This window comes from Marinobacter sp. F3R11, assembly GCF_003318275.1.
GTDB lineage: Bacteria > Pseudomonadota > Gammaproteobacteria > Pseudomonadales > Oleiphilaceae > Marinobacter.
This window is the reverse complement of the sequence record NZ_QOCH01000013.1, coordinates 329,441-351,424: the sequence shown is the minus strand read 5'-3', so window position 1 is coordinate 351,424 and position 21,984 is coordinate 329,441. Positions and strand designations below refer to the sequence as shown.

Sequence of the window (21,984 nt, the reverse complement as noted above, 5' to 3'; positions counted from 1 at the left end):
ATTCGGTTTAACGAAAAGGCGAGACCATGTATACAGAAATCATACTCGGCGTGGTCATGTTCACCGTTATCGTTCTGGCGCTTGTGGCGATCATCCTCGCGGCGAGATCCAAACTGGTAAGCACCGGTGATGTGACTATCGAAATCAATGACGACCCGGAACATACCGTGAAAACGGAAGCCGGTGGCAAGCTTCTGGGTACGCTGGCAGGCAATGGTATTTTCCTGTCGTCGGCCTGTGGCGGTGGCGGTACCTGCGCACAGTGCAAGTGTAAGGTGCTTGAAGGCGGCGGTGCGATGCTGGCCACAGAAAAGACTCACTTCACGAACCGTGAAGAGAAGGAAGGCTGGCGCTTGTCGTGTCAGGTTCCGGTCAAGCAGGATATGAAGATCGAAGTGCCTGAAGAGTTCTTCGGTGTCAAGAAGTGGGAATGTGAGGTTATCTCCAACCACAACGTAGCCACCTTTATCAAAGAACTTGTGCTGAAGCTTCCGGAAGGTGAGGAAGTAGATTTCCGGGCTGGCGGTTATGTTCAGCTGGAGTGTCCTCCTTACGAAATCGACTTCAAGGATTTTGATATCGAGAAGGAGTTTCAGGGCGATTGGGACAAGCTTGATATCTGGCGCTATAAGGCGATCAACAAAGAAGACACCATCCGCGCCTACTCAATGGCGAACTATCCGGAAGAGAGGGGTCTTCTCAAGTTCAATATCCGTATCGCTACACCACCTCCGGGTACTGATCACCCGCCGGGCATTATGTCCAGCTACGTGTTCAACCTGAAGCCGGGTGACAAGGTTACGGTTATGGGACCATTCGGTGAGTTTTTTGCCAAGAAAACAGAGGCAGAAATGGTGTTCATCGGTGGTGGTGCCGGCATGGCACCCATGCGCTCCCATATCTTTGATCAGCTCAAGCGCCTGAATTCCAAGCGTAAGATCAGCTTCTGGTATGGCGCCCGAAGTGTCCGCGAGATGTTCTACGTGGAAGACTTCGACATGCTTGCCAGGGAGAACGAAAATTTCGAATGGCATGTTGCGCTGTCTGATGCACAGCCTGAGGACAACTGGGAAGGCCCCACCGGCTTTATCCATAATGTGCTCTATGAGAACTATCTGAAGGATCATCCTGCTCCTGAAGACTGCGAGTTCTACATGTGTGGGCCCCCAATCATGAACGCATCTGTTATCAAGATGCTGAAGGATTTGGGTGTTGAGGATGAAAACATCATGCTGGATGACTTCGGGGGTTAAACCTTTCAGATGACATTCCGCATGTTTCAACCCGCCAGGGCGGCCTTTTCCAGCATCTTTATGATGCTGGTTCTGGTGGCCCTGGCGGGTTGCTCGTTTCAGCCGGAAGAAAAGGTCTGGGAAATTTCAGGGCCTGTGTTCGGCACGACCTATCATATCAGTGTCGTCTTGCCGGAAGATCACGAGAAGCTTCAGGCACTTTCAAAAGGCATTGATGAAGCCCTTGAAAGGGTTGATGCCGCCATGTCGACCTGGAGGGAGGATTCAGAGCTGTCAAAGCTGAATCGCCGTGAAGATCAGTCGGACTGGATTCCGGTTTCGGAAAGTCTTTTTGAAGTGTTGACCAAAGCCGATGAGATTTCACGGTTTACTGAGGGTTCATTTGACGTAACCATAGGACCGGTGGTCAATCTCTGGGGATTCGGGCCGAAGGCAAGGCCTGAAAAGGTTCCCCCTCAGGAAGAACTGGCGCGCGTTTTGGCTGCTACGGGGTACGAGCAGTTGGCGTTTCGGGCAGACCCTCCGGCAGTAAAGGCTGCAACACCTCAGTACATCGATCTTTCTGCCATTGCTAAAGGTTACGGTGTTGATGTTGTGACCCGTTATCTCGACAGCATGGGTGTTGAAGCTTATCTTGTAGAAATAGGCGGGGAAATACGTACCCACGGACAGAAACCCGATGGTGGCGTATGGAGGCTTGCCATTGAACAGCCGGTTGAAGGTGCAGAGCATACAATCAGCCGTATTGTTTCCCTGCCGTCCCGGGCGATGGCGACATCGGGGGACTATCGTAACTATTACGAATCAGAAGGTCGGCGCTTCTCTCATACAATAGACCCTGAGACCGGGCAGCCGATAGAGCATCACCTGGCGTCTGTGACTGTTATTGCAGATGACTGTATGACGGCAGATGCTCTGGCCACCGGTTTCACCGTGATGGGCTATGAGCGGGCAAGTATGCTTGCTACACGGGAAAATATTCCGGCTTATTTTATTATCCGGACGGAAAACGGGTTTGAGGTTCATCAGACCCCGGCATTTTCGTCCTACGTTACTCAGTAAGGGGAGAGCAATATGGGTACTTTTCTTCTGGTATTCCTGATCGTGGTTATACTCGTAGCCGGCATGTCTGTTGGCGTGATTTTCGGCCGCAAGCCGATCAGTGGCACCTGTGGCGGTATCGGTGCGCTTGGGATCAGCTCTTCGTGTGATATTTGTGGTGGTGACACCCAGAAGTGTGAAGAGGAGAATCAGCGCCAGGTCTCTGAATCTGTCGTACCTGAGGAACTGGCCTACGATGCGACCAGAACCGGGCGAAAGCAGTAAACGCTTGCCGAGAGCAAATAATCACAATTACTTTTTCAAGACGTAAATAAGGAGTCACCGCGCGCATGGCAGAACATCATTATGATATCGTCGTTATTGGTGCTGGTCCTTCAGGTGAAGGTGCGGCAATGAATGCGACGAAGCATGGGAAGCGTGTTGCTATCGTTGAGGACAAGTCCACAGTGGGAGGCAACTGCACCCATTGGGGTACGATTCCTTCCAAGGCTTTACGTCACTCGGTCAAACAGATCATAACCTTCAATACCAATCAGATGTTCCGGGATATCGGAGAACCCCGATGGTTTTCCTTCCCCCGGGTGCTGCAAAACGCACAAAAGGTCATCGGTAAACAGGTAAAGCTGAGAACCCAGTTCTATTCCCGTAATCGCGTAGATTTGATCAACGGGCGGGCGTCTTTTCTCGATAGGAACCGGCTCGAAGTACGTGGTAACAAATCTGTCGAGACGCTGCATTTCAAACAGGTAGTGATTGCAACCGGTTCACGCCCCTATCTGCCACCCGATCTGGATTTCCGTCATCACAGAATCTACAACTCCGACACTATCCTGAACCTTTCCCATACACCGCGCACTCTGATTATATATGGTGCCGGGGTCATAGGCTCAGAATATGCCTCAATCTTTGCTGGCCTTGGTGTGAAGGTTGATCTGATCAACCCGGGTAGTCGTCTCTTGTCATTCCTTGACGACGAGATATCAGATGCTCTGAGTTACCATTTGCGCAATAACGGCGTGCTGGTGCGTCACAATGAGCAGTATGAATCGGTAGATGGTGACGATCATGGTGTGGTTCTCTCGCTGCAGTCGGGCAAGAAAATCCGTGCTGACGCGTTTCTCTGGTGCAATGGCCGGAGCGGTAATACCGATAATCTTGGGCTTGAGAACGTTGGTCTGACACCTAACAGTCGCGGCCAGCTTGCCGTTGATGAACATTACCGTACCGAGGTCGAAAACATCTACGCTGCGGGTGATGTTATTGGCTGGCCAAGCCTTGCCAGTGCTGCTTACGATCAGGGCCGCTCTGCGTCCTCAGATATAGTGCACGATGAGTACTTCCGGTTTGTTTCTGATGTACCCACGGGCATCTATACGATTCCCGAAATCAGCTCGGTGGGTAAAACCGAGCGGGAACTGACAGAAGCCAAGGTACCCTATGAAGTCGGGCAGGCGTTTTTCAAACATCTTGCCCGGGCACAGATCACCGGCGAGGCCGTTGGTATGCTGAAGATCCTGTTCCATCGTGAAACCAAGCAGATTCTCGGCATACACTGTTTCGGAGACCAGGCTGCCGAGATTGTGCACATCGGTCAGGCGATTATGAATCAGGAGGGTGAAGCCAACTCTCTGGATTATTTCATCAACACAACTTTTAACTACCCGACCATGGCGGAAGCTTATCGGGTAGCTGCGTTGAATGGCCTGAACCGGATCTTCTGACCGGTTCAGGGTCAGTTGGCGGGTAGGGTCTCCTTATCCGCCGATGCGCTGTTCTGGCAGTCTGTCAGTGCCAGGCAAGAGCGTGCACGGTTGTCAAAGAACATGCGTGTGCTTGTCGGGTAATCTGTGATGATGCTGTCGACGCCCATGGTTTCAAGCTGGAGCATGTCCTGGATGCGGTTAACGGTCCAGCAGGAGACATGGATTCCTCTCCTGCGGGCATTTTCCACCAGGCTTGGTGAACAAAGTTTCCAGTTGATGCACAAATAGTCACAGCCCAGTCGCACCGCGACTCCGAGTGGCCGTGGAAACCGTCGCTCAGCTACCAGCCCAGTGCGAATACGTTTATTTCTTCTCCTCATCTCTTTCAGAAACCAGGTATCAGACGAAGTGATTGCGGCCGTCTGGTAGAGATTACGGCTCTGGATGATTTCCGTTAGGCGGTTACAAAGAATGTTCAGCCTGGCACGACTATCTTTCTTTACTTCCAGTTGGAAGTGTTCAATATCATCGTACTGATCCAGTAAATCTTCCAGTGTGGGTATGCCGGTTTTTTCCGGCCAGGGAGCAGTGTTGCGACGAGCATCCATGGCGGCAAGTTCTGCCGCCGTATACTGGCTCACATTGCCTTTCTCGCCGGTAGTGCGGTCAGTCGTGAGATCGTGTACCAGTACAGGCTTACCATCTTTTGACAACACCAGATCCAGCTCAAAATGTCTGACACCCTGGCGGTGGGCGTGCTTGAATCCCGGTAGCGTGTTCTCTGGAGCCTCACCTTTGGCTCCCCGGTGTCCGTAGACGATCATTCCGGTGTTTCACTTTTCAGTCGCTGGTAAATGGCCTGTCGCTTTATCCATGTGTCATGGCAAAGCCTGATATCTTCAAGGTAAGCCGGAAGTTCGTTCATAAGTAGCGCCTGAGGCCCGTCTACAAGTGCTTTTTCCGGTTTGGGGTGGAAGTCCACCAGAACCATGTTTGCACCCGCGATCACGCCCTGAGCTGTGGCGTGCATAACATCCAGAATACCGTCCGGTGACTTTTCTCGGGTACCTACAGAATGAGAAGGATCGACGCAGACTGGCATGCGCGTCAGTCTCTTAACGGCAGGTACGTGAGCGAAGTCGACCATGTTACGGTGCGGCTGACCAGCTTCGGTTTTCATACCACGCAGGCAGAAAACCACGTTTGCATTGCCTTCGCTCGCCAGGTATTCAGCCGCATTCAGGGATTCGTTCAGGGTAATGCCGAAGCCTCTTTTGAGAAGAACCGGATAGGTACTTTGGCGGCCTATTGCTTTAAGTAGTTCAAAATTCTGGGTATTCCGGGTTCCTACCTGAAGCATGACGCCGGTTGGCCGCCCAAGCTTTTCGAGGCAGGTATCGATTTCTTCAATATGGCTTTCATGGGTGATTTCCATGGCAACCACTTTGATGCCATGTTTACCTGCTTTTTCAAATACCCATGGCAGACAGCCTTTACCGTGTCCCTGAAAGGAATATGGGTTGGTGCGGGGTTTATAGGCGCCCATGCGGGTGCAGACCTGACCGTTATCCTCAAGAGCTTTCAGCATTATCTCGACATGCTCGGGAACATCTACGGCACAGAGCCCGGCAAAAATGTTGAGGTTGGACTGATTGAAGTCTACGCCGTTGTAGTGGAAGCCGGTCTGGCGTTTGTCATCTTTGTGACGTCCCAGAATCCGGTAGTCATCGGATATACGGATGGCGCGTTCCACCGCTGGCAGAGCTTCGATCTCCTCTTTATCGAGCGATTTGGTGTCGCCGAGCAGATATATCTCCGTCAGCCGCTGGCTGACGCCCTGAATTTCATGAACCCTTACTGACACACCTGGCAGGTTCTCCAGAAAGTGCATCGTCTGGCGGTAGGCTTCACTGTCCATGGGGGTGTTGGGGTGGAGGATAGCTAGCATGTGAATTCCTTTGTCATGTGCGGGCCCGGGAGCGTGTGCTCTCTGCCTTGTGTCGTGCCTGTATGAACTCCCTATGGTTAAGATGCAGCAGGTCTGCCATACGGCGAATAAGGTGTTCTTCGTATTTGTCGATGCGGTCATCCGCCAGAGCAACCTGCCAGATACTTTCCAACAGCGACTGCTTGCCTTCCTGATCCAGATGCTCGTTGATCTGCCCGGTAAACTCGTACAGAGAGGTGGCATGCTCCGCTTGCGCCAGAGCATCAGCGAGAATAGCTTCAGCTTCTGCCCGTGTTACCTGATGCGCTTTTATCGCACAATCAACGATAGCCTGCAGCTCCCGCTCGTCTTCGTCGTGATCAACTCGGGAAAGCAGGACCATCAAAGCCGTTGCCGCGATCGCAAGTTGATGAGCATCGGGCTTGGGATGCGTCGCTTCGGGTGTGCTAAACAGTTTTTTCAGACTTTCAATCATAGTCAGTCACAGTCATTTAGGTACATCGAATGTGCATCGAGAGTGCGTTGAAAGCGCATAGACATTCAGGTTGCTTTATCAGCCAGTTGCCGGACCTGATTCTCCAGCTCAATCTGGTCTGCTGCAAAGCGGCGAATGCCGTCTGCAAGCTTTTCTGTAGCCATGGCATCTTCGTTGGACTCCCAGCGAAAACGCTTCTCGTCCAGAACTCCGAATCCATCGGATGAAGTGGCGCCGTCTGGAGAGAGCTTGCGCTCCAGAGTGCCATTGTCATCTTTCAGTTCCTGCAATAATGCGGGGCTGATGGTCAGCCGGTCGCAGCCGGCCAGCATTTCGATTTCCCCTGTATTACGGAAGCTGGCACCCATTACAACTGTATTGAAACCATTAGCCTTGTAATAATTGTATATCCGGGCAACCGAAAGTACGCCGGGGTCTTCAGTGGCAGGAAAACTGTCTCGGCCGCTACTGGCAAGGTGCCAGTCCAGAATGCGCCCCACGAAAGGTGAAATAAGGAAGGCGCCGGCCTGGGCGCAGGCAGCAGCCTGCACAAATGAAAACAGAAGCGTGAGGTTGCACCGGATACCTTCCTGCTCAAGTATCTCAGCGGCACGGATGCCTTCCCAGGTGGAAGCAATTTTTATCAGAACCCGGTGGGTATCCACACCCTGCTGGTCATAGAGTTCCACAAGGCGGCGGGCCCGCTTGAGTGTGGCTTCTGTATCAAATGACAGCCGTGCATCGACTTCTGTCGAAACCACACCGGGTATCAGGCCGAGTATTTCTTTGCCCGCCAGAACCGCCAGCATATCGGTTGCTACGGTTAACTGCTCGGCATCAGAACCGCCCTGTTTGCGTGCCATAGCAACGGCTTTTTCCAGCATAGGGCTGTAGGCGTCGGAAGCTGCAGCTTTCAGCAAAAGTGATGGGTTTGTTGTTGCATCCTGCGGGCGCCACTGAGCAATAGCGTCAATATCGCCAGTGTCTGCCACTACCGTGGTCATGGTCTTCAATTGGTCGAGCTTGTTGGCCATTCGTAATGTCGTCCCGGTTGATATTTTGTCAGCACATCCAGATCCCGGATGCGGGTTGTGCTTCTACAATAACGGGCTGTAAAGACAGGAACAAGACAGCAATAAGTAAGGTTCTGGCAATAGCGCGTTAAGATCCTGGTCAGGCGTTGGCAGTTGCTTCCGTTGGCACAGATCGATCAGGCTCATGAACCTTCTCCAGTGCCGCCTGGATCACCTCCAGGCCGGCACCAGACTTGTGAGCGTTTTCACTGATATAGCGACGGAACTGGCGACCGCCGGGGACGCCGTGGAAAAGCCCCAGTAAATGCCGTGATATGTGGTTGAGGAACACGCCACGTTCCAGCTCGCTCTGTATAAACGGGTACATAGCCCTGATAGCTTCGTGGCGGGAGGTAACCGGAGCTTCCCTGGCACCAAAGAACTCCTGATCAACCCCTGCCAGCAGCCACGGATTGTGGTAGGCCTCGCGGCCCAGCATTACGCCATCTGTGTGCTTCAGGTGCTCATGGCACTCTGTAAAGGTTCTGATGCCGCCATTTATAATAATCTCAAGGTGTGGGTATTGCTGTTTCAGCCGGTACACCCAATCGTATTTCAGCGGTGGCACATCCCGGTTTTCCTTCGGGCTCAGACCCTCAAGAATGGCGATACGTGCGTGCACAATAAATGTACGACATCCTGCAGCACTGACTTTTTCAATGAACTCGCAAAGGTCTTCCCAGGACTCCCGGCCGTTGATACCAATGCGGTGCTTAACGGTAACCGGCAGGCTAGTGGCTTCGATCATCGAGCGAACACCTTCAGCCACTATGTCCGGATGCCCCATAAGGCAAGCACCAATCATATTGTTCTGAACCCGGTCACTGGGGCAGCCAACGTTCAGGTTTACCTCACTGAACCCGAACTGCTCAGCGAGCCTGGCGCAATGGGCTAGTTCTCCGGCATCACTGCCGCCGAGCTGGAGTGCCAGCGGGTACTCGGCAGGGTGGTGGTGTAAAAAACGATCGGTATCCCCATGGATCAGTGCACCCGTAGTGACCATTTCTGTATAGAGCAGCGTATGCCGGCTAAGCAGGCGGGCGAAGTAACGGTATTGAGGTGTGGTCCAATCCATCATCGGCGCAACGCAGAAGCGCCGGGATGGTTCAGAGCCGGGGTTTCCGTGTGTTGTGGAGAGATTGCCCCTGTATTCGGAAGATGTGTCGTTGATCATTTGTTGCTCAGCCGTGCCTGTTTTCGGATCCCGGTACTAAAACAGTGCTACAGGTTGCAGCACCCAAATCTGGATCCGTACCTGGTTTCATCACACAGGAACGCCTGTGGCCTGAACAACGCTTTGTTCGAACGGATCGTTTGAGCAGCCAATTCTATCAGGAAAACGGTTTAGCCGGACCTTTGGGTTCGTATCGTCCCTCATATGTTTTCAGCGAGTGATTCAATATTGGTGATTCGCCATGGCCAGAATTCGAGATCAGGAACGTTGCCCTTGCCGGTCACCCCCCCGGCTGCTGGTAGCCTGCAGGATTCCGGGTGGTGATGCCAGCGGGGCATGTATTGGTGTTGCAGTTGCGGGCCGGATTACTGCGCAGAGCCCCTTACATCCGCTGGGGTGTCAGCAGTTTTTGCCGGGTAACTCCCTGCTTCGTTTGTACGGTCTGCCTGTCCGTCCATGGCAAATGCTGTGGTTGTGGAGAACGCCAGTACAACAACGGCCAGAATCAGGGTGAACTTGTTCATGGATATATTCCTTTTGCAGTTTTGGTGATTGGCCGCAGTTATAGGTTTGCTGCTGCCGGTACCATGTAGACACAGGCAGTGGTGGATTTGTTACAAAGGATTTTCAGATCCAGTTCGGTCTTCTTATAGTGTCCGGGCAACTGGAATCACGAATTCGCCACCCCGAACGGAATATGCACCATGGGAATATCTCCGGCTTCTGACTCCAGGTGCGATCGTTGATCGTCGAAAAACATATGGGGTTTAAGCACGTTCAGAATCCGGTCTTTTTTCATTCCGCCCAAAAAGAAAACCTCATTGGCATCCACACCCCAATGCTCCAGTGTTGTGATTACACGCTCATGGGATGGGGCATTGCGGGCGGTTACAATGGCGATGCGTAATACCCGTCGATAATCGGGGTTTTGTGTTACGGCCTCGTCTTCCAGTTTTTGCAGGTGTGAAAGCTTGCGGAACAAATCTGCAAGTGGTCCGGGGCTGTGGGGAATTTGCGCACGGGAAGTCTCATGCTCCTGAAACTCCTCCAGCGAGCCGGCTTTGTACACTCGCTCAGAGGCATCATCCGCAATCACCCCATCAAAGTCGAAAGCAATGCGCAACTCAGGATCACCTTCGTCATCCACTACCTTGCTTGGCAGAACCGTACCCGCCGGGTGGCCGTAGTCGATGGCCTGGGATACATCAGAGGCATTTGCCGAGAGGAATAGCGATGCATTGAATGCTGGAATGTAGGCATAGGGTGATTTGCCTTCCAGAAAGGCCGCGCGGGTAATATCCAGGCCATGGTGGTGAATAGAGTGGAAAACCCGCTTGCCGGTTATTACCGAGTTCCGAGACAGCAGGACCACTTCCACCGGGCATTGCTCAGGGAACTTCTGGTTCACACTCAGGAAGCGTTTTACGAACGGGAAAGCGACACCTTTATGCAAGGGTTCGTGCAGGTGAGTTTCCTGATACTTCCGGTAGGCCCTTTCACCCTGCTCCCGGAATACGCGGTCAGATCCAGACAGGTCAAACAGAGCGCTGGATGCAACCGCGATAACGAGCTTGTCTTCGATTGGATAGGGCATCGGCAGGGTGTTCCTGTTTAAGCGGGTATTGGTACTCGAAGTTTTTGAGCCTGAACTATAGAACTGCAGCTTCGATGTGTTTTGATCTTATCAAATGATAGAGGGCTTATGATTGATAATGTCGAAACGGATGTATCTTTGAGGTACCGTTTCGGAATTCCCTAGAAACCGGTACGTTGAGTGCTACGGTTCTTGCCATAGCTCATGAGCAAACAAGCAATGACGACGACCGGATATCACAGAACTGCGCTATTGGCCTCATCAACATGGAATGTAATTGATGCAGCAAACCGGAATCTACGAGCAGCTAATTACAAAGCTCATTCAAAGCCGTTTGGATCGGGATAAGTTCTACGTCGGGGAGCGGCAGCTAAACAGCGCGGAAGCCTCTGTGTGGCTGTCACGATTCCTGTCCAATGCCCTTGAGTTTGCCATTGAATCGGTACCGTCAGGCGATGATAGGCTGCAGGAACAAATCGAGCTTTCCAACCAGTTGCTGATGTGGCTGAAAGGGCAGATTCAGGACAACGGATTTCTGGAAGAAAACCTCCTTGATAGCCAGGGAAAGATCCTGACCGCCCTATACGAATTGGAAAACCCGGTTGCTGCAAACCTGAAGCAATACGTCGAAGATATTTTCCCGCTCACCGGTCTCACTCAGAGCGAACTGTTCTCGGGTAGCAATGCCGGCTTATCGCTGGAGTCCGAGCTTAAGCGTGAGATTCTGTCGGCAGACAAGATTTACTGGCTGGTGTCATTTATCAAGTGGGCCGGGATTCGTATTTTCCGGAAAGAGCTGGAGGCGTTTGCCGCCAGTGGCCGCGGGCTGAAAATTATCACCACCTCCTATATGGGGGCAACGGATGCCAAGGCCGTTGAGTATTTGGCTAGCCTGCCAAATGCCGAAGTGAAGCTGAGCTACAACACCGAGCGTGAAAGGCTACACGCCAAAAGCTACTTGTTTCTCCGGAGTACAGGTTTTCATACCGGCTACATCGGTTCATCAAACCTGTCCCGATCGGCGCTGACCAATGGCCTTGAGTGGAACCTGAAGATCACCTCTCAGGAAATTCCGCACATCATCAACAAATCACTTAGCACTTTCGAAACTTACTGGGCGTCGGACGAGTTTGAGCGGTTTGATGGTCAGGCTGAGAGCGCCGAAAAGCTCAAGCGCGCGCTGAAACAGCAAAAAGGATTGGGTGAGTCCAGCGTCTCCCATTTTTTTGAAATCACGCCGTTTCCCCATCAGAAGGATATTTTAGAGCAGCTATCCGTTGAGAGAGAGGTACACCTGCGTTTTCGGAACCTTGTGGTGGCTGCTACCGGTACCGGAAAGACGCTGATTTCGGCCTTTGATTTTCAGCGGTTTGTGAGAGAAAACCCGAATGCGTCTTTTCTGTTTGTTGCCCACCGGGAAGAAATTCTGCGGCAGGCCCGTGAAGCATACCGTGGCGTATTGAGAAACAGCGCCTTTGGAGAACTCTGGGTGGGCGGGCAGTTGCCCGATCATTATCGCCAGTTGTTCGTCTCCATTCAAACCATGAACAACCAGTTGGATCAGCTGAAACTGACTGAGGATTACTACGACTACATCGTGATTGACGAGGTGCACCACATCGCTGCATCCAGTTATCGAGCGGTATTGGAACACTTCACGCCTTCAATACTGCTAGGACTGACGGCGACACCAGAGCGGCATGACGGCGGAGATATTCTTGGCGATTTTGGTGGCGTTATTGCGGCAGAGCTACGATTACCCGAGGCAATCAATCGTCGGTATCTGTGCCCTTTTCAGTACTTTGGCGTTGATGACGACACCGATCTTCGCAAGATTCCCTGGAGTCGTGGTCGTTACGATGTGGCACAGCTCACCAACCTGTACACTCATAATCACAGTCGCGTGAATAAAATACTGCGTAGCTTGCGGGAAATCGTCACCGATATAGGCGGTATGAAAGCCCTGGCCTTCTGCGTGAGCCGCGACCATGCAAACTTTATGCTTCAGCAGTTCCTGCTGCACGGCATTAAGGCCGATGTATTGACCAGTGACAACAGCGATGAACGGCAGCAAAAGCAGCAAGCCATTCGTTCAGGACAGATTAACGTGTTGTGTGTGGTCGATATCTTCAACGAAGGTGTCGACATTCCGGAAGTAGACACTCTGTTGTTTCTGCGCCCAACAGAGAGTTTGACCATTTTCTTGCAGCAGCTTGGCCGTGGTCTTCGCCTTTCTGAGGGCAAAGAGTGCTGCACGGTCTTGGACTTCGTGGGTAACTCTCGGCCAGAGTATGACTTTGCAAATAAGTTCAGGGCGCTGGTGGGCAAGTCTGATCGTTCGATTACTGAGGAACTGAAACAAGGTTTCCCTCATGCGCCATTAGGTTGTCGGATTGAGCTGACCAAGAAAACGCAAGAGATGGTGCTGAGCAACATACGCCAAGCCACTTTAACCATGAAACGCTTGGTGTCTCTGATACGCCAGTTTCCCCAGCATTCAACCCAGCCACTAACCCTGAAAAATTTCATAACGCATCATCCTCACATTGATCTGAACGAGCTGTATAAGCGCGGCAGTTGGTCCGAGCTGGTCTGCCAAGCCAAAGATGAGGAAGTTGCTGATGGCTCTCTGTTCAAACTGGCGAAGAAAGGGATCTACAACCGGATTTTGATTTGTGACGATCATCAGTACCTGCTGTTCCTAAAAACATTGTGCCAGGCTGGTTTCAGCTGGGACGGCGTGGACAATCGGCGAGCGCTCATGTGCCATTACGATTTCTGGCAAAAAGCTGGGCCGGAGCTTGAGTTTGAGTCATTGGAAGTGAGTCTCGTCGAACTCGGCAAGTTGGGGCTAGACCAGGAACTGATTGACGTACTCGATTGGAAACTGGCGCAAACTAAGCATAAGCAGCCTGTCATGCCTGAACTGCAGAAAGTGCCTCTGCGATTACACGCGCGTTATTCCCGGGAGCAAATTCTGGTTGGGTTTGGTGCAACGACATTTGAGAAACAGCCGTCGTCCAGAGAGGGCATTTTCGTTATTCAAGACCAGAATATCGAGCTTCTTTTTGTTACCTTGGATAAAAGCGAAAAACAATTTTCCCCGACCACCATGTATCACGATTACGCCATAAACGAGAAGTTGTTTCATTGGCAGTCACAAAACAGCGCGCGGCCTGACCGGGGGCGAGGGAAGGACTATATTCAACACAGCAACATCAAAAAACGGCTCTTTCTGTTTGTAAGGGAGCAGGCGAAAGATGAATATGGTCGCACGATGGGCTTTGTAAATTACGGGGAGCTTGATTACGTATCTCACACCGGATCGCAACCTATGAGTATTACATGGAAACTGCGTACACCGATGCCAAATTTCATGTGGCAACAGGCGGCAAAGCTGGCGGTAGCATGACTCACGCTTCCTACAACAAAAACGCCAAACAGTTCTTCAACCAATACCAATCCCTGACGTTCGAACAGGTTCACAGCGATTGGCTCCCCTGGTTGGACAAAACAGGCGGACTTGCACTGGATGTGGGCGCGGGCAGATAAGCTTAAACGCCTGGATGTCTGGTGGGAAACGGCAGTGTATCGGTACACTCTGGTATTCCAATAACGAACGATTCAATATGGGGCCAGGGATAGGCAAGACTCAGCCCATTAGCTCAGGAGGTTTTGACATGTCTACACTGAACAAACTGCGCCGCGATCACGGCAATATGGCTCGGTTGCTGTACGTGCTCTCGCTCAGGCACACGGCGTTGGAGGAGGGCGAGCGCCCGGACTTTCGTCAGATACGCGAGATCGTGGATTATATTCTTGATTATATGGATGGCTTCTTGAAGCCTCTGGAGCGTCTGTACAGTGAGAATTTGCTGTCCGGGAAACCAGATGGTGAGGCGTTGAGCCGTCGAATGACCGAAGATTATCAGGCCTTGCATAAGCGCTTGAAACTGCTTTCCGAGACGCTCGATATGATCCTGATGGATGCTCTGGTGCCTATGGAACGTTTTATTGACGATTTCAAAGCCTATCTGGATGCTCACCAAGCGTACCTGAAGGCAGAGCGTGAGAAGCTGTTCCCGTTCCTTCGTTTATACCTGACCGATGCAGAGCAGCAGGAGTTGTTGAAAATGCTGCCGGATAGTGCGCAGTCCAACCTGTCGAGGCTTCGTGAGGATTATCCTGAGCTTTATGCTGAGTTCAAGGAAGCACCGTCGCCTTTTGCCTGAGCGGCTGTTTACCGCGCGCCAGGCACGAAGGGGTAATGTCTCTAACTCATTGCCCCGACGTCAAAGTGGCGCGCAGTGGTGATCACAGTTTCGACATGAACGTGCCGGATATTCATCCGGAACTTCTTTGCTGCGGTAGAGAGTGTTTCCTTAATCAGTGAGTAGGCTTCATCTTCATCTTCTGGCAACACTGAGAGAGTCAGACTGATGACCGGCTCTTTGTGTACCTGGCCTTCATACAGTGCTTTGAACTGGTCGCCGTCTTCGGCCCAATACCCTGTGAGTGCTGTGCTTTCAGCGGAATGCAGCAGCGTTGCGCCACCGAATCGGCGTGAAAGCCGGCGCGCGATAAAGTCACCGACAGTGTCCATGTTTTCGGGGCTTGCCGAGAACAGAACCATAAAACGTGTGCGGGTGTTGTCAGTCATCTATTGGTTACCTATCTGTAGCAGCGTCATCGTTTGGCCAGGTAAATATAGATGAAGATCATCAATAGAAGTAATGACGATAAAGCAATTGCTCCATTTGGCGGTAACCACAAAAATATATCCAGAATGCCAGGGAAGTCATCTATAGGAAGGCTTCGAGCGGTGGTTGTCAGGGAAATGAAAAGCTCTACGAGTGCAACACCACCAATCCCGGCAAGGATCAGTTCTACGGTTTTATCTACGCGGGATTTTCGGGCATCCAGAAGCCGGGCAATTCGCGACCGGATCAAGTCCGTTCGCTCCAGCGTGCCCGTAATCAGCTTGTCCAGCTTCCAGGCCGCGCAGGTATCTTCAACTATGTCGGTTCGGTCACCCTGAACCCCCACTCGGGCTTCATTGAATTCCAGTCTGGTAAATTCCAGATGGTCGAGGCTCAGGGTGATGTCGCCCATCAGGCGATTCAGTTCACTGTTCCGGGTCCGGCGAGCGCCAAGCATGTCCGTCAGTTGTGAGTAGCTGGATTTCAGTATAGAGCCATAGATGAACAGGATTGCATTGTAGTACTGGCATATGGAAAGGCCACGAAACCAGTCCTGGCGGTTGGCTTCAGGCTCTTCATCTACAACCAGAATATTCCCTGAGCCAACGTAGTGTCGTTGATGACTGAGATCTTCGATTGAGCCGGAATAAGACACCCAGTGCCGTAGTTTTTCACCGATTGGGTGGCTCAGTTCATCGGGGCTGATCACAATGCAGCGACCGGTCCAGAGTACGTGGTTGTCCGGTGCGGTATTACTGTCGAACCGGACGTCCTTGAACACCGTCAGCTGGTTGGGATCCCGCAGCTCCTGTTCGGGTGTTGATTTGTTTTTCCCGAACCTGCGAGGGAATTCTTTGCAGTACACCTGAAAGGACGGGTAGATCAGCGTTCGGTAGATGTCGCCGGTGCCGTCAGACAGGGTTCTGTCGAGACTGCCTGACGCTATCAGATCGTCCAGAGTGGGGTCGTCTACACGAATCAATACGTCCAATCGGAGCAGCGCTATTGTGTCATCGTATAGAAACAGCTGGCAGGCCTCGATTTCTCCGGACCAGTCTTTCGTTATCCGCCCGAGGTTTTCCGACTGATCAGGCAAATCCGAAGTGTTGATGTCGTAACAATCGAAAGGCTGAAAAAACTTGGGCAAGCTATCGTGGGCCAGGGTCCCGTAACCATTGGTCCAGGGCCACTCGAAACTGCACAGAGCATCCGTAGCGGGGAGCAAGGGTATGTTGCTTTCACTGGCACCACTAAGTGTGCTGTCCAGAGCTGTGGCTGCGCGCTGCTCGCTGTTGGCACTGATCGGAGAGCGTACCGGGGACAGCGTGGCAATTCGTATCGTGGTTTTACTGTTCATTTAGAGCCTTTGATGACGATAACCTGATATTCAGACCGGAGTGCCCGGGAGCATACATATAGCCTATTCCCGCGTGTAGTTGAATTGGGTTTTGTTAACGAATCCGGGTAGCAGTGCTACCAGGCGAAGTGATGATCGTCTGAAATGTTGATGCAAAAGTAATAGACTGCGGGTTTACGGATCTATCGTATTAACCCGGTGACCTATTAGAAAATCTACCTTGCAAAACCTCCTTAGATGGCCGGCGGATGAGGCTGGCCGAAACTTCATGGCTGTCTGTGTCGCACTTACATTCTGTTTCGTTGTGTACTCGATGCTGCTGGTAGTCGTCCCTGTTTACGGCCTTGAACTTGGAGCTTCGCCCCTGATGCTGGGTGTTGTTCTGAGTTCGCAGTACCTGCTGCCTTTTTTGCTGGCGATTCCCCTTGGCGGAGTGGTGGCACGTTATGGTGGCCGCTTCACCTTGCTGTCGGGCTCGATTCTGATGACGGCAGGCCTCCTGCTGATGCAGGTGCTACCTGGCTACTATGGGCTTATTGGCGGGCAGCTGTTAATCGGACTTGCGCACCTTCAGATGGTGTTGTCGGCACAGACGATTATTTCTTCGTTGGCTACCGGCCCCAGGCTGGAAAGCTACTTTGGCTGGTATTCAACCTGGCTGTCCGGTGGGCAGGTGATCGGGCCGCTGTTAGCTGGAGGCTGGATTCATTGGGCTGGGGGTGTTGGTAATCTGTTTCTCGTTATGGCGGGTATTGCTTTGCTCGGCGGGCTATCAGGCCTGGTGTTGACCGGAGATGCAACCCTGGGCATGCGTGTTTCTGGCAAACAGACCGGTTTCCGTGCACAGGCTTCTCTGATGCGCCGGAATACGGGTGTTCAGGTGTCTATCGCCATTACAGTGGCGGGTATGTTTGCTCTGGGCGTATACGGCAGCTATCTGCCTGTTTATCTCGATAGCCTGGAAATGAGCGCGGTGATGATTGGTGTGCTGGTAAGCCTGAGATCCGGTGTTTCTACGGTGATACGCCCTTTCATTCCGCGAATTATTAGCGCTGCGGGCGGGCGCGAGCGGGCAACAATTCTGGCTCTTTGCGCAGTCTCTGTGGGCGTGGGTTGTCTGGGGTTCGCGGGTAATGTGCCGGTGATTGCATTTTTATCCATTCTTGTTGGGCTTGGGGGAGGCCTTACTCAACCCCTGTCGATGGTGGTTCTGGCGGAGAGTGTAGGGCGGGAGCAAAGGTCTGGCGCTCTGGGTATGCGCCTGATGGCTAACCGCGCCGTTCACTTTCTGGCCCCGCTGCTGTTTGGCCTGATTCTTGGTCTGAGTGGTTTCGGACTGTCGTTCGGGCTTTCGGGCATGTTTGTAGCACTGATTGCTGCTGTACTGTTCCGTCTACAGGGCAGATACCGGGTTTCCGGACCTGGCGCCCCGGGGTAACCGGATAGTTATTCGGCAGTTCCTAGAGGGATGGCCTGAGTATTCTTGATCTCTCTCAGCGCAAAGTTGGAGTTAACATGCGCTATGCCCTGTAGCGTAAATATTTTTTCGTTCAGGAAACGGTCATAGCTTTTCATATCTGGCACGATTACCCTCAATACAAAATCTGCATTGCCGGTTACCGCGAAACACTGAAGCACCTCCGGGTAGCTACTCACCTGCTGCTCGATTTCCGCAGTGCTGTCTATGCCATGCCGCAACAGAGACAGGTTGACCAATACACACAGGCCCTGGCCGACGCGCTCAGGGGCAAGTTGCGCGCTGTAACCCGTTATTACGCCGGCATCCTCAAGGGTTCTTACTCGGCGCCAGCAGGCTGCAGGGGATAACCCGATCTGTTCTGCCAGTTGCTGATTGCTGATCCTTCCATCCTTTTGCAAAACCGCAAGAATACGCTGATCAAGTTTGTCCAGTTCCACCTGTTTCATTTAGTAACACCTGTTTTTTATCAAATAGTCTTCGAAAATAGCTACAAATATAAAAGGATCTTTTGAATAGTGGGGCAGCCGAGGCCCAATACGCAAGCACCTTTTGCGCGCTTCCCTCTAGAATTCTGGTTATAAAACTGACAATACAAGGGAGGGCGCCATGTCCACCGGCATTTCTCAACCCGATAGCTCTCAACTTGATGACTACAAACTGGAAGACCGCTACCTGCGGAACTCAGGGCGGGTATTCCTCACCGGAACCCAGGCATTGGTTCGCATACCTTTGATGCAGGCTGCACTGGACCGCAAGCAGGGGTTCAATACCGCCGGTATGGTGAGTGGCTACAGAGGGTCACCTCTGGGTGCTTATGATCAGGCACTGTGGCAGGCCAAAAAGCTTCTTGATGAAAATCGTATCGATTTTGTGCCAGCAATTAATGAGGATCTTGCAGCGACGATCATGCTGGGAACCCAACAGGTGGAGACCGATGATGATCGCCAGGTAGATGGCGTATTCGGGATCTGGTATGGCAAGGGGCCGGGTGTCGACAGGGCCGGGGATGCGCTGAAGCACGGCACCACCTACGGCAGTTCTCCCCACGGCGGCGTGCTGGTGGTCGCCGGTGATGACCACGGTTGTGTGTCGTCCTCCATGCCGCATCAGTCTGATGTGGCATTCATGAGTTTTTTCATGCCCACAATCAATCCGGCAAATATTGCGGAATATCTGGAGTTCGGGCTTTGGGGTATTGCCTTGTCCCGCTACAGCGGCTGCTGGGTGGGCTTCAAGGCAGTGTCGGAAACCGTAGAAAGTGCTGCGTCAGTTGAGCTTCCGCCTTTGCCGGAGTTTGTAACACCGGATGATTTCACGCCACCGGAAACCGGACTCCATTATCGTTGGCCAGACCTGCCAGGCCCTCAGCTGGAAACCCGCATTGAGCACAAGCTGGCGGCTGTACAGGCATTTGCCCGCGCAAACCCTATTGATCGCTGCCTGTTCAATAATGCCAAGGCGCGGTTCGGCATTGTCACTACCGGTAAGGGCCACCTGGACCTGCTCGAAGCGCTTGACCTGCTGGGCATTGATGAAGATCGGGCCAGTGCGATGGGGCTGGATATCTACAAAGTGGGCCTTGTGTGGCCGATTGAGCGACGGGGCATTCTGGATTTTGTGCACAACAAGGAAGAAGTGCTGGTTATCGAAGAAAAGCGGGGCATTATCGAGAGCCAGATCAAAGAGGCCATGTCAGAACCGGATCACCCCGGCGAGGTTCTGATTACCGGTAAACAGGATGAGCTGGGCCGGCCCCTGATTCCCTATGTTGGTGAGCTTGGCCCGAAGCTGGTTGCCGGCTTTCTGGCTGGTCGCCTTGATCGTTTCTTCGGCGAGGATTTCAGCCGGCACCTGTCCGCCATCAACTGCATGAGTGATGCGCAGGACCCTGGCGGTGTCAGACGTTTGCCGTATTTCTGTTCGGGTTGTCCCCACAATACTTCCACCAAAGTGCCGGAAGGCAGCAAGGCGCTTGCGGGTATCGGTTGCCACTTTATGGCGTCCTGGATGGGCCGTAATACGGAATCCCTGATCCAGATGGGCGGTGAAGGGGTCAACTGGATTGGTAGGAGCCGTTACACCGGCAACCCCCATGTATTCCAGAACCTGGGGGAGGGTACCTGGTTCCATTCTGGCTCCATGGCCATTCGTCAGGCGGTTGCTGCGGGCATCAACATTACTTACAAGATCCTGTTTAATGATGCCGTGGCCATGACTGGCGGCCAGCCCGTGGATGGCCAGATTACCGTGCCGATGATTGCGCAGCAGGTTGCAGCTGAGGGCGTGCGCCGGGTTGTGGTGCTCAGTGATGAGCCGGAAAAATACGACGGCCACAAGGAATTGTTCCCGGATGAGGTAAGTTTCCACGACCGCACGGAGCTGGATAAGGTACAAAGAGAGCTCCGCGATATTCCCGGTTGTACTGTGCTGATTTACGACCAGACCTGCGCCGCCGAGAAGCGTCGCAGGCGCAAACGTAATTTGTACCCGGACCCCGCCAGACGAGCGTTCATCAATCATCACGTATGTGAAGGTTGTGGTGACTGTTCGGTTCAGTCGAACTGCCTTTCTGTGGTACCTCGCCAGACAGAGCTTGGCCGCAAACGCAGGATTGACCAGTCTTCCTGCAACAAGGACTTCTCCTGTGTTAACGGTTTTTGCCCGAGTTTTGTGACCATCGAGGGTGGTCAGTTGCGAAAATCCCGGGGTATGGATACCGGTTCTGTACTTACGGGCAAACTTGCGGATATTCCTGAGCCAGTTCTGCCAGACCTCACCGGCTCATACGATGTGCTGGTGGGTGGCGTTGGCGGCACAGGCGTAGTAACTGTAGGTCAGCTCATTACCATGGCCGCGCACCTTGAGTCCAAAGGTACCTCTGTACTGGATTTCACCGGTTTTGCCCAGAAGGGCGGTACAGTGCTCAGTTACGTTCGCATGGCGCCGTCCCCGGACAGGCTGCATCAGGTTCGCATCAGTAACGGTCAGGCCGATGCTGTGATCGCCTGTGATCTGGTGGTCGCTTCCTCCCAGAAAGCGCTGAGCGTTCTGCGCCCCCGGCACACCCGTGTAGTGGCCAACGAAGCCGAACTGCCCACCGCAGATTATGTGCTGTTCCGGGATGCGGACATGCAGGCAGACAAGCGCCTGGGCCTGATCTGTAACGCGGTTGGTGATGACAATTTCGCGCGGCTGGATGCCAATGGCATCGCCGAGAAACTGCTGGGCGACACTGTGTTTTCTAATGTGATGATGCTGGGCTTTGCCTGGCAGCGGGGGCTGTTGCCACTGTCACACGCAGCTCTGATGAAAGCCATCGAACTGAATGGCGTAGCAGTTGAACGGAATAAGGAAGCCTTTGGCTGGGGCCGTGTCGCTGCTGTCGATGTAAAGGTTGTCACCGGTCTGCTGTACGCAGGAGAGGGCAGAGTAGAAGACGTGAAACAGGAGGAGCCAGGCCTGGACGAATTGATTGCCGTTCGCCACAAGCACCTGGTGAACTATCAGAACCGGCGCTGGGCGGACCGCTATACCTCGCTGGTATCCCGGGTACGGGAGGCTGAGGAAGCACTGGGTGATACCAGTCAATTACTGACCCTTGCCGTGGCCCGGCAGTTATACCGGTTTATGGCATTCAAGGATGAATATGAAGTGGCCCGGCTGTTCGCAGAAACCGACTTCATGAAGGAGGTAAACAACACCTTTGAGGGGGACTTCAAGGTCCACTTCCATCTGGCACCACCCATCATGAACCGGGGCCTGGATGCCCGGGGCCGTCCGCGCAAGCGTCAGTTTGCCCCCTGGATGTTCCGGGCGTTCAGGCTGCTGGCAAAGTTCCGCATGTTGCGTGGAACCCCCATTGATCCCTTCAGCTACTCCGCCGACAGGAAGATGGACCGGGCGCTGCTGAAAAACTATGAGCAGTTGGTTGAGCGAATCGTCAGAGAGCTGAATGCCAGCAACTACGACACCTTCCTTCAGTTGGCGGAACTGGCCAGCGAAGTGCGGGGCTATGGCCCGGTACGTGAACAGGCCGCAGAAGCCGTTCAGGACAAGCGCATCCAGCTGATCAAAGCTCTGGATACAGGTCGCCCCACGCTGATTCGCACAGGCCAGGCAGATAACAAAGAAGCAGGCCATGTTTGAGGTGATCAAACATGGCTTC

General features: G+C 52.9%; 19 protein-coding genes. 9 read left to right on the top strand and 10 right to left on the bottom strand.

All coding sequences use genetic code 11. From position 1 onward, the window contains the following. Window positions 1–26 precede the first annotated feature (26 nt). The 4 genes from nqrF to sthA all read left to right on the top strand — a co-directional run bounded on the left by nqrF (window position 27) and on the right by sthA (window position 4,036). Window positions 27–1,253, top strand: a complete 1,227-nt coding sequence (gene nqrF / locus DS878_RS06615) for an NADH:ubiquinone reductase (Na(+)-transporting) subunit F (protein WP_113815171.1) — start codon at window positions 27–29, stop codon at window positions 1,251–1,253. A gap of 21 nt (window positions 1,254–1,274) precedes the next feature. Further along, window positions 1,275–2,315 carry an FAD:protein FMN transferase gene (locus DS878_RS06610; protein ID WP_410003459.1) on the top strand — a complete coding sequence of 347 codons (1,041 nt, stop codon included), beginning with the start codon at window positions 1,275–1,277 and terminating at the stop codon, window positions 2,313–2,315. Between the two features lie 12 nt (window positions 2,316–2,327). After that, window positions 2,328–2,579: a (Na+)-NQR maturation NqrM gene (gene nqrM, locus DS878_RS06605; RefSeq protein ID WP_113815169.1), complete on the top strand. Its 252-nt coding sequence runs from the start codon at window positions 2,328–2,330 to the stop codon at window positions 2,577–2,579. A 65-nt stretch (window positions 2,580–2,644) separates the two neighbouring features. Continuing rightward, entirely contained in the window at window positions 2,645–4,036 is a 1,392-nt protein-coding gene (gene sthA / locus DS878_RS06600) for a Si-specific NAD(P)(+) transhydrogenase (protein ID WP_113815168.1), read from the top strand. An 11-nt stretch (window positions 4,037–4,047) separates the two neighbouring features. On the opposite strand, the gene DS878_RS06595 is transcribed toward sthA, so the two are convergent. The 7 genes from DS878_RS06595 to DS878_RS06570 all read right to left on the bottom strand — a co-directional run bounded on the left by DS878_RS06595 (window position 4,048) and on the right by DS878_RS06570 (window position 10,282). Then, on the bottom strand, window positions 4,048–4,842 hold the full coding sequence (locus DS878_RS06595; protein WP_113815167.1) for a glycerophosphodiester phosphodiesterase: 795 nt from the start codon (window positions 4,840–4,842) through the stop codon (window positions 4,048–4,050). Further along, on the bottom strand, window positions 4,839–5,966 hold the full coding sequence (locus DS878_RS06590) for a 3-deoxy-7-phosphoheptulonate synthase (protein ID WP_113815166.1): 1,128 nt from the start codon (window positions 5,964–5,966) through the stop codon (window positions 4,839–4,841). Before DS878_RS06590 ends, DS878_RS06595 begins: the two co-directional genes overlap by 4 nt. A 13-nt stretch (window positions 5,967–5,979) precedes the next feature. Continuing rightward, entirely contained in the window at window positions 5,980–6,441 is a 462-nt protein-coding gene (locus tag DS878_RS06585) for a TerB family tellurite resistance protein (protein ID WP_113815165.1), read from the bottom strand. A gap of 65 nt (window positions 6,442–6,506) precedes the next feature. Continuing rightward, the gene (gene tal / locus DS878_RS06580) at window positions 6,507–7,475 is read right to left on the bottom strand and encodes a transaldolase (RefSeq protein ID WP_113815164.1); all 969 of its coding nucleotides are present in this window, start codon (window positions 7,473–7,475) and stop codon (window positions 6,507–6,509) included. 139 nt (window positions 7,476–7,614) lie between these two features. Continuing rightward, the gene (gene dusA, locus DS878_RS06575) at window positions 7,615–8,688 is read right to left on the bottom strand and encodes a tRNA dihydrouridine(20/20a) synthase DusA (protein ID WP_113815163.1); all 1,074 of its coding nucleotides are present in this window, start codon (window positions 8,686–8,688) and stop codon (window positions 7,615–7,617) included. 365 nt (window positions 8,689–9,053) lie between these two features. After that, entirely contained in the window at window positions 9,054–9,212 is a 159-nt protein-coding gene (locus DS878_RS15470) for a hypothetical protein (protein WP_179397152.1), read from the bottom strand. Window positions 9,213–9,358: 146 nt separating this feature from the next. Then, window positions 9,359–10,282, bottom strand: a complete 924-nt coding sequence (locus tag DS878_RS06570) for a 5'-nucleotidase (protein ID WP_113815162.1) — start codon at window positions 10,280–10,282, stop codon at window positions 9,359–9,361. A 280-nt stretch (window positions 10,283–10,562) separates the two neighbouring features. Between DS878_RS06570 and DS878_RS06565 the strand changes: the two genes are divergently transcribed. The 3 genes from DS878_RS06565 to DS878_RS06560 all read left to right on the top strand — a co-directional run bounded on the left by DS878_RS06565 (window position 10,563) and on the right by DS878_RS06560 (window position 14,514). Beyond that, window positions 10,563–13,694: a DEAD/DEAH box helicase gene (locus tag DS878_RS06565; RefSeq protein WP_113815161.1), complete on the top strand. Its 3,132-nt coding sequence runs from the start codon at window positions 10,563–10,565 to the stop codon at window positions 13,692–13,694. Beyond that, complete coding sequence (locus tag DS878_RS15465; RefSeq protein ID WP_187298764.1) at window positions 13,691–13,834, top strand: hypothetical protein; 144 nt, start codon at window positions 13,691–13,693, stop codon at window positions 13,832–13,834. The genes DS878_RS06565 and DS878_RS15465 overlap by 4 nt, the downstream gene beginning before the upstream one ends. Before the next feature lie 128 nt (window positions 13,835–13,962). Continuing rightward, window positions 13,963–14,514 carry a hemerythrin domain-containing protein gene (locus DS878_RS06560; RefSeq protein WP_113815160.1) on the top strand — a complete coding sequence of 184 codons (552 nt, stop codon included), beginning with the start codon at window positions 13,963–13,965 and terminating at the stop codon, window positions 14,512–14,514. A 41-nt stretch (window positions 14,515–14,555) separates the two neighbouring features. Here the strand turns inward: DS878_RS06560 and DS878_RS06555 are convergent, their stop codons facing one another. Both DS878_RS06555 and DS878_RS06550 read right to left on the bottom strand, forming a co-directional pair. Further along, complete coding sequence (locus tag DS878_RS06555; RefSeq protein ID WP_113815159.1) at window positions 14,556–14,942, bottom strand: hypothetical protein; 387 nt, start codon at window positions 14,940–14,942, stop codon at window positions 14,556–14,558. A gap of 26 nt (window positions 14,943–14,968) precedes the next feature. Then, window positions 14,969–16,339, bottom strand: coding sequence for a hypothetical protein (locus DS878_RS06550; RefSeq protein WP_113815158.1), 1,371 nt, complete (start codon window positions 16,337–16,339; stop codon window positions 14,969–14,971). Window positions 16,340–16,607: 268 nt separating this feature from the next. Between DS878_RS06550 and DS878_RS06545 the strand changes: the two genes are divergently transcribed. Further along, on the top strand, window positions 16,608–17,777 hold the full coding sequence (locus tag DS878_RS06545; RefSeq protein ID WP_113815157.1) for an MFS transporter: 1,170 nt from the start codon (window positions 16,608–16,610) through the stop codon (window positions 17,775–17,777). An 8-nt stretch (window positions 17,778–17,785) separates the two neighbouring features. Here DS878_RS06545 and DS878_RS06540 read toward each other — a convergent pair whose 3' ends face one another. Then, window positions 17,786–18,265 (bottom strand): Lrp/AsnC family transcriptional regulator, encoded by a 480-nt coding sequence (locus DS878_RS06540; RefSeq protein ID WP_113815156.1) that lies wholly within the window; start codon window positions 18,263–18,265, stop codon window positions 17,786–17,788. Window positions 18,266–18,425: 160 nt separating this feature from the next. On the opposite strand from DS878_RS06540, the gene DS878_RS06535 reads away from it, so the two are divergent. Next, on the top strand, window positions 18,426–21,965 hold the full coding sequence (locus DS878_RS06535) for an indolepyruvate ferredoxin oxidoreductase family protein (protein WP_113815155.1): 3,540 nt from the start codon (window positions 18,426–18,428) through the stop codon (window positions 21,963–21,965). Window positions 21,966–21,984 lie beyond the last annotated feature (19 nt).

What these genes read in the sequence shown, in the direction of transcription:
- nqrF (WP_113815171.1), top strand. Translation starts at nt 27, where the DNA reads ATGTATACAGAAATCATACTCGGCGTGGTCATGTTCACCGTTATCGTT.
- DS878_RS06610 (WP_410003459.1), top strand. Translation starts at nt 1,275, where the DNA reads ATGTTTCAACCCGCCAGGGCGGCCTTTTCCAGCATCTTTATGATGCTG.
- nqrM (WP_113815169.1), top strand. Translation starts at nt 2,328, where the DNA reads ATGGGTACTTTTCTTCTGGTATTCCTGATCGTGGTTATACTCGTAGCC.
- sthA (WP_113815168.1), top strand. Translation starts at nt 2,645, where the DNA reads ATGGCAGAACATCATTATGATATCGTCGTTATTGGTGCTGGTCCTTCA.
- DS878_RS06595 (WP_113815167.1), bottom strand. Translation starts at nt 4,842, where the DNA reads ATGATCGTCTACGGACACCGGGGAGCCAAAGGTGAGGCTCCAGAGAAC.
- DS878_RS06590 (WP_113815166.1), bottom strand. Translation starts at nt 5,966, where the DNA reads ATGCTAGCTATCCTCCACCCCAACACCCCCATGGACAGTGAAGCCTAC.
- DS878_RS06585 (WP_113815165.1), bottom strand. Translation starts at nt 6,441, where the DNA reads ATGATTGAAAGTCTGAAAAAACTGTTTAGCACACCCGAAGCGACGCAT.
- tal (WP_113815164.1), bottom strand. Translation starts at nt 7,475, where the DNA reads ATGGCCAACAAGCTCGACCAATTGAAGACCATGACCACGGTAGTGGCA.
- dusA (WP_113815163.1), bottom strand. Translation starts at nt 8,688, where the DNA reads ATGATCAACGACACATCTTCCGAATACAGGGGCAATCTCTCCACAACA.
- DS878_RS15470 (WP_179397152.1), bottom strand. Translation starts at nt 9,212, where the DNA reads ATGAACAAGTTCACCCTGATTCTGGCCGTTGTTGTACTGGCGTTCTCC.
- DS878_RS06570 (WP_113815162.1), bottom strand. Translation starts at nt 10,282, where the DNA reads ATGCCCTATCCAATCGAAGACAAGCTCGTTATCGCGGTTGCATCCAGC.
- DS878_RS06565 (WP_113815161.1), top strand. Translation starts at nt 10,563, where the DNA reads ATGCAGCAAACCGGAATCTACGAGCAGCTAATTACAAAGCTCATTCAA.
- DS878_RS15465 (WP_187298764.1), top strand. Translation starts at nt 13,691, where the DNA reads ATGACTCACGCTTCCTACAACAAAAACGCCAAACAGTTCTTCAACCAA.
- DS878_RS06560 (WP_113815160.1), top strand. Translation starts at nt 13,963, where the DNA reads ATGTCTACACTGAACAAACTGCGCCGCGATCACGGCAATATGGCTCGG.
- DS878_RS06555 (WP_113815159.1), bottom strand. Translation starts at nt 14,942, where the DNA reads ATGACTGACAACACCCGCACACGTTTTATGGTTCTGTTCTCGGCAAGC.
- DS878_RS06550 (WP_113815158.1), bottom strand. Translation starts at nt 16,339, where the DNA reads ATGAACAGTAAAACCACGATACGAATTGCCACGCTGTCCCCGGTACGC.
- DS878_RS06545 (WP_113815157.1), top strand. Translation starts at nt 16,608, where the DNA reads ATGGCTGTCTGTGTCGCACTTACATTCTGTTTCGTTGTGTACTCGATG.
- DS878_RS06540 (WP_113815156.1), bottom strand. Translation starts at nt 18,265, where the DNA reads ATGAAACAGGTGGAACTGGACAAACTTGATCAGCGTATTCTTGCGGTT.
- DS878_RS06535 (WP_113815155.1), top strand. Translation starts at nt 18,426, where the DNA reads ATGTCCACCGGCATTTCTCAACCCGATAGCTCTCAACTTGATGACTAC.